At 68.6% G+C, this 7,188-nt stretch carries 8 protein-coding genes and 1 pseudogene; 6 read left to right on the top strand and 3 right to left on the bottom strand.

The features are described from left to right. Positions 1-112 precede the first annotated feature (112 nt). Positions 113-1,423, top strand: a complete 1,311-nt coding sequence (locus tag AC5LUJ_RS22230) for a serine/threonine-protein kinase (protein WP_493465670.1) — start codon at positions 113-115, stop codon at positions 1,421-1,423. A 313-nt stretch (positions 1,424-1,736) separates the two neighbouring features. Here the strand turns inward: AC5LUJ_RS22230 and AC5LUJ_RS22225 are convergent, their stop codons facing one another. After that, the gene (locus tag AC5LUJ_RS22225) at positions 1,737-2,060 is read right to left on the bottom strand and encodes a type II toxin-antitoxin system PemK/MazF family toxin (RefSeq protein WP_250282922.1); all 324 of its coding nucleotides are present in this window, start codon (positions 2,058-2,060) and stop codon (positions 1,737-1,739) included. Continuing rightward, on the bottom strand, positions 2,057-2,326 hold the full coding sequence (locus AC5LUJ_RS22220) for a hypothetical protein (protein ID WP_250282920.1): 270 nt from the start codon (positions 2,324-2,326) through the stop codon (positions 2,057-2,059). Before AC5LUJ_RS22220 ends, AC5LUJ_RS22225 begins: the two co-directional genes overlap by 4 nt. Before the next feature lie 61 nt (positions 2,327-2,387). Here AC5LUJ_RS22220 and AC5LUJ_RS22215 point away from each other — a divergent pair, with 61 nt between their 5' ends. Continuing rightward, the gene (locus AC5LUJ_RS22215) at positions 2,388-2,888 is read left to right on the top strand and encodes an SAM-dependent methyltransferase (RefSeq protein ID WP_493465669.1); all 501 of its coding nucleotides are present in this window, start codon (positions 2,388-2,390) and stop codon (positions 2,886-2,888) included. A 14-nt stretch (positions 2,889-2,902) separates the two neighbouring features. Next, positions 2,903-3,244, top strand: a pseudogene (locus AC5LUJ_RS22210) (transposase family protein); the annotation flags it as partial. 52 nt (positions 3,245-3,296) lie between these two features. Here the strand turns inward: AC5LUJ_RS22210 and AC5LUJ_RS22205 are convergent. After that, complete coding sequence (locus AC5LUJ_RS22205) at positions 3,297-4,694, bottom strand: ATP-binding protein (protein WP_250282916.1); 1,398 nt, start codon at positions 4,692-4,694, stop codon at positions 3,297-3,299. Between the two features lie 265 nt (positions 4,695-4,959). Here AC5LUJ_RS22205 and AC5LUJ_RS22200 point away from each other — a divergent pair, with 265 nt between their 5' ends. The 3 genes from AC5LUJ_RS22200 to AC5LUJ_RS22190 all read left to right on the top strand — a co-directional run. Continuing rightward, entirely contained in the window at positions 4,960-6,357 is a 1,398-nt protein-coding gene (locus AC5LUJ_RS22200) for an 8-oxoguanine deaminase (RefSeq protein WP_250282913.1), read from the top strand. Between the two features lie 268 nt (positions 6,358-6,625). Further along, entirely contained in the window at positions 6,626-6,937 is a 312-nt protein-coding gene (locus AC5LUJ_RS22195; protein ID WP_250282912.1) for a nucleotidyltransferase family protein, read from the top strand. Positions 6,938-7,007: 70 nt separating this feature from the next. Beyond that, positions 7,008-7,188, top strand: a 181-nt coding sequence (locus AC5LUJ_RS22190) for a HepT-like ribonuclease domain-containing protein (RefSeq protein ID WP_493465668.1), incomplete at its 3' end; no start/stop codon positions are given.

The following is a 7,188-nucleotide window of genomic DNA, read 5'->3' as shown; positions in this document are numbered from 1 at the left end:
GTTGTCGCTGTGCCGAACGCCGGTAGGATCACATGCATCGCATGGTGGCCTGTTTGGGGGGATTCGAGATGGCGCATGCTGCCTGTCGTCGACGTGGGGCCCTGACCGTCTCATGATCGAGGCAAGGAGGCGGATCGCGGCGGCGCTGCCGGGCTACGAGCTTGGTGCCCGGTTGGGGCGAGGGGCGTTCGGGCTGGTGCTGGCCGGCCGGCACCGCGGGCTGGGCCGCGATGTCGCCGTCAAGATTCTTCCGGTCGACCAGGACGAGGCCACCGAGCGCAGCTGGAACGAGGCCCGCCTGCTGGCCTCGTTGGATCACCCGCATATCGTCCGGGTCTATGACGCCCTCGCTGCCGAGGACCTTCACCTGATCGTGATGGAACTGCTGGCCGGAGGGCCCCTGACCCGCCGTCGCCGGGACCTGGCAGGCGAGACGGCCTGCGCGGTGGGGCTGGCGGTGGCCGCCGCGTTGTCCTATGCCCACGGGCAGGGAGTGCTGCACCGCGACATCAAGCCCGCCAACATCCTGTTCGACGCCGCCGTCCTGCCCAAGGTCGCCGACTTCGGCATCGCGAAAATCGCGGAAGGGTCGGCGACCACCGCCAGCGCGGTGATCGGCACCCCTGTCTACATGGCTCCCGAACAGATCCTCGGTGGCAGGCTCAGCGCGGCCACCGACCTCTACGCCCTCGGCGTCATGCTCTACGAGCTGCTGACCGGCGTCCCGCCGTTCGACCCGGCCCTGCCTGCCCCGGCGCTCATCCACCACCACCTCAATGTCCTGCCGCCGCCGCCCGCGGGAGTGCCCGAGCCGGTTGCCGCGGTGGTGATGCACACCCTGGCCAAGGACCCCGCCGACCGCCACCCCTCAGCCCACGCCTTCGCCCTCGATCTGGCCCGCGCCGCCACCGACCAGCCCACCCCCACGCCAGCCTCGACGATTCCCGCCACGCTGAGGGCACCCACGGATATCCGTGAACCACTCGCCCCTACCCTGCCAGCACCTGACACGAGCCCACCCGTACCACTAGCGACATCGAACTTCACCAAGCTGCCCACCCAGCGAGCCGACCCCCTGCCATCAGACCCGACACCGGCAATCCCGTCAGCCGTCCGCGAGAAACCTGGTGGCCCGCGAACCCGCCGGAAGCGCCGCCTGGCCCTCGTCTCCGCCGCGGTGCTGCTTGTCATCACCGGCACTGTTCTGGCCTTCACCCTCATCCCCGAAGAGAACCACCAGCTCATCCCCGAAGAGAACCGCCCGCTGGGCTCCCCCCTCACCGGCCACACCAACTCTGTGATTTCGGTGGCGTTTGCGCCGGACGGGCGCACCCTCGCCAGCGCCAGCAATGACGAGAGGTGCTTCGCCAGTACGGATACCTGCGACTTCAAGAATGGACATCAGCTCACCCGGCCCCGGTAGTGCCTCCTCCCCACCATCGACCGGAGTCGCACCATCCGGATTCAGGTAGACGCCGGTCAGCCCCGTCTTCCGTCGCTTGATGTGTGCAACCCTGGGGTGGTACCGATCGTCCTCGTACAGCCCTCGGGCTTCTGACCAGCATCTTTTTGATGATCGGGCTGCATCCGGGGTCCGTACCCGGGTTGCACATGCCGCGCGGCTCGGCCGGGGGCCGGTAAGAACAACGCGACAGATCCGTCGGGTCGGCGGCGTCGGATCTCGGTCTTCGCCCGGTCGCGAGGGGAGGTCGATGTACGGGAGCCAGGCGATGCGCTCAGCGAAGCAGGCCGAGGTAGCGCGAAAGGGTGTGCTCAACCTGCGCCATGTCGTCGCGGGAGAGGTAGTCCACGAGTTCACCCGTGACATAGGAGCTGTCGATGGTCCGGATCTGGTCGACCAGGATCCTGGTCGACCGTCCCGTAATGATCACCTCCGGCCTGAAGGCGGTCGCCTGCGCGCCGGTCGACGTCGGAACGATCGTGACCGTGGACCACGCGTTCTGCTCAATACTCATGACGAGGCCGAGCCGACGACCCCGCTGCTCATGCCCGCGCTTGGCGTCGCCAAGGTCCACCGGGTACACCGCCCCGCGAATCACGGTTGGTCCTGCGACCTGACTGGTACCGCGAGGTTCGTACCTGTGATTCTGATGTTGCCGTTGGTGTCGTACTCCCACGCATCGGGCTCGGCGGACAGGTCCTCGTTCCGCAGCCGGTACATATCCTCGCGGGCACGCACCTCCCACGCCTCCCGGTCAAGCAGTCGCAGGGCGCGCCGGATGACGTCGCTGGTCTTTTCGTCTTGACGGCGGTTGGCCTCAACGATCCGGAGGTCCTCTTCGGTGGGGCGGAATCCGACACTCATGAGGTCACTGTACAACAAATGTACAACATCCGGGGTGGCCAGTGGACGCGTAGGTCGGGGCATGTGTATCCCGGGGGTGGTACCCGTCGTCCACGCGCACGCCAACGCGCTGCTGACCGGCACCGGCCGGACCACGGCCGCGCTGGCGGACCTGCGGAAGCCACACGAGATCCTGGGCCACCCTCACGTCCGGCATCTGATCGATTTCACCGAACTCGTGGCCCTGCTCCTCGTGGCCGTCGTGCACTTCATCCGCGACGAGGAAAACCCCACCGGCATCGTGCGGACGCTACTCGATGCGCTGCCGGCGGGCAGCTATCTGGTGCTGTCCCATGCCACGGGTGACCTGCGACCCGCGGCAGCGGCCCAGGCCACCGAGGTTTACGACACCGCCACCTCGCCCCTCGCCGTGCGCGGTCATCCCGCCATTGCCGCGTTCTTCACCGGCTGCGATCTGGTGGGCCCGGGCCTCGTCCAGGTGCCGACATGGCGACCGGCCAGCAAACGCCCCAGGGGCTACCGCAACGTCTGGATCTACGGCGGTGTAGGCCGCAAAAAATAAGCCATATCGTTCTCGCCCTCGGCGACCCGCGGGCCGGCAACCGCAACGACACGATCGTCTACCAGACCAGCGGGATCAAAGACCGTCTCGCCGGGCGCCCCGTGCTCGCCGACGGCGGCTACCAGGGCCACCCAGACGTGATCATGCCTTATCGGAAACCGGTCGACGGACAGCCGCTACCGGAGTGGAAGCAGGACCTGAACCGGGTGCACCGCACGGTCCGGGCCCGCGTCGAACACACCCTCGCCGGGCTGAAGACCTGGAAGATCCTGCGCGACTACCGCCGCCAGGCGCGCGCCCTTGCCGTGACCGCCGCCGGGATCGCCCACCTTTACAACATCAGCCGGGCCGGCTGATCGAGCACCACCGGACAGTCGCATCACACCCAAGCGAGTTACGAAACAACCTTTAGGCGAAGACGTCGGCGGTGGTGACGCGGAGCACGTCGTCGGGTAGCTGTCCGGTCACCTCCTCGCGCGCGGCGATCACGTACAGCGGCTCCGGGTCATGCGGGCCGATCAGGTTGGAGGCGTGCGCCTTGCGCATCAATGTGCGCAGGATACGGTTTCCTTCTTCGCGCCGGGCCCACTTCACCTCGGCGGCAAGGCCAAGCCGTCCTGTCGGCCCGCTGAGCATGGCGACGTCAATCTCTGCCGGGTCGGTTCCGTACTGGTGCCAGAACCGGCCGACCTCGATCACGGGCGCGACCCGGAGATCATCCGCCATGGTCCGTACGAGATGAGCGCGTACGGCGTCCTCCCACCGGTCGCCCATGAAGTTGTCGAACTCGCTTTCCATGACGCCCGCCACGGAGTTGCCCAAACCCTGGATGATGGCCGCTCGACGAGGCTCCGCAATCGACAGCCAGAAGGCCAGAAAGTTGTCCGCCACCCGATAGTACGCCCGCCGTGGGTCCGCGTTGCGCCCGACCGGAAGCACCCGTTGGACCAGGCCGAGGTCCGCCAATGCGGCCAGCGCCCGGGTTGGGTCGATGCCCAACGCGTCCTTGATTTCGCCGAACCGGGTGCGCCCGGCGGCTATCGCCCGCAGCACCTGCTCCGGGATACGTTCGCGGCGGCCGCCGGCGAAGTCCTCGGTGGCGAGGATCAACTGGCCCTCGTTGAGAAAAAGCCCATGCTCGTTCGCGACAAGTCGCGCGAGATTGTCCCGGAATGACGACAACTGGTCCCACAGGTCCAGGTAAAAGGGTATGCCACCGCAGACACCCCATGCCCTGGCCCGCTCGGCGGGTGCGAGACCGGGCAGCATCAACGCCGCTTCGTTGGGCAGAAACGGCCGAACCTGCAGGCGAAGCGTAGCCCGCCCGTAGAGCGGGGCGCGTTCCTCCTGCAACGCTTCCATGATGCGTACCGCCGAGCCACACAGGACCAGGCGGACGGGATGGTCGCCCATGCCCTCCCAGATCGCGCGCAGGGCGCTCTCGATACGCGGATCGCTCCTGACCAGTTCGGGAAACTCGTCGAGGATCACGACCAGCGGCGCTTCTGACGCAGTTTGCCGGAAAAGCTCGAATGCCTCGTCCCAGTCCCGAAACGGACGGCTGACCAGGTCGCGATTGGCAAGCGCGAGCACCGGAGCCGCGGTCGCCGAGAGCGCGGCAAGCTCCTGGTCGGGCGCTCGGTTGCGTGAGACGTGGTAGACAGCCCGCTTATCCGCTGCCCAATGCGCCAGCAGGTGCGACTTTCCGACTCGTCGACGCCCCCAAACCACGCCAAGCTGAGGTCCCGGTCGCCCGAACCACTCGTCCAGCAAGGACAGTTCCTTGACTCGATTGACGAAACGCACCAATATCCTACCCTCGGCAGCAGATCGACCACTCCACCATACCTGCGACTATCGCAGCCTGCAACTATCGCAGCCTGCGCGAGGCGCGCTATGGTTTCGCTCCGGCGGTCGCCCGGGCCGTCAAGGGTGAGTGTGCGGGTGCGTCGCCGCCCGGCAGGTAGCCGCGTTACCAACCCCTGGGGCACCTCGGTGAGCCGAAGGTGAAACCGTCGGACGGCACCGCGGTGAAACCGTCGGGCGACACCGGCGCGGCAGAATCGATGCCATGACCGCGCGTATCCCGGCTCCCGGCCCGCGGCCGGTCGACCTGCTCGTCCGCGGCGCCGAGCTGGTGGCGACCATGGACGACCGCCGCCGGGAGCTGCCCGGCGGCTGGGTGGCGGTGACCGACGGCCTGGTCAGCGCGGTCGGGGCGGCCGGCGACCCGCCCCCGCCCGCCCGGCGCGCGCTGGACGCGGCCAGCTGCCTGGTCACCCCCGGCCTGGTGAACACCCACCATCACATCTTCCAGAACCTCACCCGGTCGTATGCGCCGGCGGTGTCCGGTTCGCTGTTCGCCTGGCTGCGCACGCTCTACCCGCTGTGGGCCCGCCTGGACGAGGAGGCGGTGTACGTCTCCGCCCACGTCGGCCTGACCGAGCTCGCGCTGGGCGGCTGCACCACCACCACCGACCACCTGTACGTCCACCCGCGCGGCGCCGGGGACCTGATCGCGGCCGAGATCGCCGCCGCCCGCGAGCTCGGGATGCGCTTCCACCCCACCCGTGGATCGATGTCACTGTCGGTGAAGGACGGCGGGCTGCCGCCGGACTCCGTCGTGCAGGATCCCGACGACATCCTCGCGGACTCGGCGGCCCTCGTCGCCGCCCACCACGACCCGTCCCACGGCGCGATGGTGCGGATCGCGCTGGCGCCCTGCTCGCCGTTCTCCGTCAGCCCCGAGCTGATGCGGGCCACCGCCGAGCTCGCCGAGAAGCTGGACGTGCGGCTGCACACCCATCTCGCCGAGGACCCGCAGGAGGACGACTACTGCCTGGCGACCTACGGCCGGCGCCCGGTCGAGCACTTCCGCGACCTCGGCTGGGGCGGTGACCGCGCCTGGGTCGCCCACTGCATCCACCCGAACGCCGCCGAGGTGGCCCGGCTCGGGGCCTGGGGCACCGGGGTCGCTCACTGCCCGAGCAGCAACATGATCCTCGGCGGCGGGCTGGCGCCGGTCGCGCAGCTGCGGGCCGCCGGCGCGCCGGTCGGCCTCGGCTGCGACGGCTCGTCCTCGGCGGACGCCGCCTCGCTGTGGCTGGAGGCGCGTACGGCGATGCTGCTCGGACGGCTGCGCGGCGGGGCGTCCGCGATGTCCGCCCGGGACGCGTTGGAGATCGCCACCCGCGGCGGCGCGGCCTGCCTCGGCCGGGCCGGCGAGCTCGGCGAGCTGTCCGTCGGCGCGGCCGGTGACCTGGTCGTCTGGCCACTGGACGGGATCGCCTTCGCCGGCGCCCTGTCCGACCCGGTGGAGGCGTGGCTGCGCTGCGGCCCGGTAGCCGCCCGGCACACCGTCGTCGCAGGCAGGACCGTCGTGGAGAACGGCGCCCCCGTCCACCTCGGCCTCGACGACATCCTCCGCCGCCACCGCACGATCGCCACCACCATCCAGCGAAATCCCTGATGACCGGCGTCCCGCCCTGGCCCCAGCATCCGGAGGTCGGCACGGGACCAGATTCGATGGTGACCACTGAACCGGCACGTTCCGCCCACGATGTTCACGGCGGCGCTCAGAGGCCGGCCTCGGATGCCGGACAGGCCTGCCAGAAATCGGACTATTCGTTATAAACAGAGCAAAATTCCCTTGACCACAGCGGTGCGCCCGGGCCGTGACCGGTTCGCCCGGTCGACATCCGCGCTCGCGGGGCAGAATCTCATTCGGGAGGTGGGCAGTGCATCCGGTCATCGAGACGAAGCGTTCGGAGATCGAGACCCTGTGTCAGCGACTCGGGGTTCGACGTCTCGACGTGTTCGGGTCCGCCGTCGGTGGCTCGTTCGACGTGGGCTCCAGCGACGTCGACGTACTGGTCGAATTCGATGACGCGCAGGCGGGGTTCGACTATTTCGGCAGCTATTTCGACCTGAAGGAAGGCCTGGAACGACTGCTGGGACGCGCGGTCGACGTCGTCAGCGTCGCGAACATCCGCAACCCCTACTTCCGCGACCAGGTCATGCGTACCCGGCAGTCCCTGTATGCGGCCTGACCCCCGAAAATACCTGTGGGACGCGGTGCACGCGGCCGGTCTTGCCCGCGGTTTCGCGCGGGGACAATCGTTGGCGGACTATTTGTCGAACGCAATGCTCCGTGCGGCCGTCGAGCGCCAGGTCGAGATCATCGGAGAGGCGCTGAACCAACTGTCCAAGGCCGCCCCCGAGATCGCCGCCGCCATACCCGAGCCACCTCGCATCGTCGCCTTTCGGAACATCCTCATCCACGGTTACGCCACAGTAGACG

The organism is Protofrankia sp. CiP1_Cm_nod3 (assembly GCF_982290655.1).
Note: the sequence above shows the minus strand (reverse complement) of the source record. Positions and strands in the feature narration are given on the sequence as shown.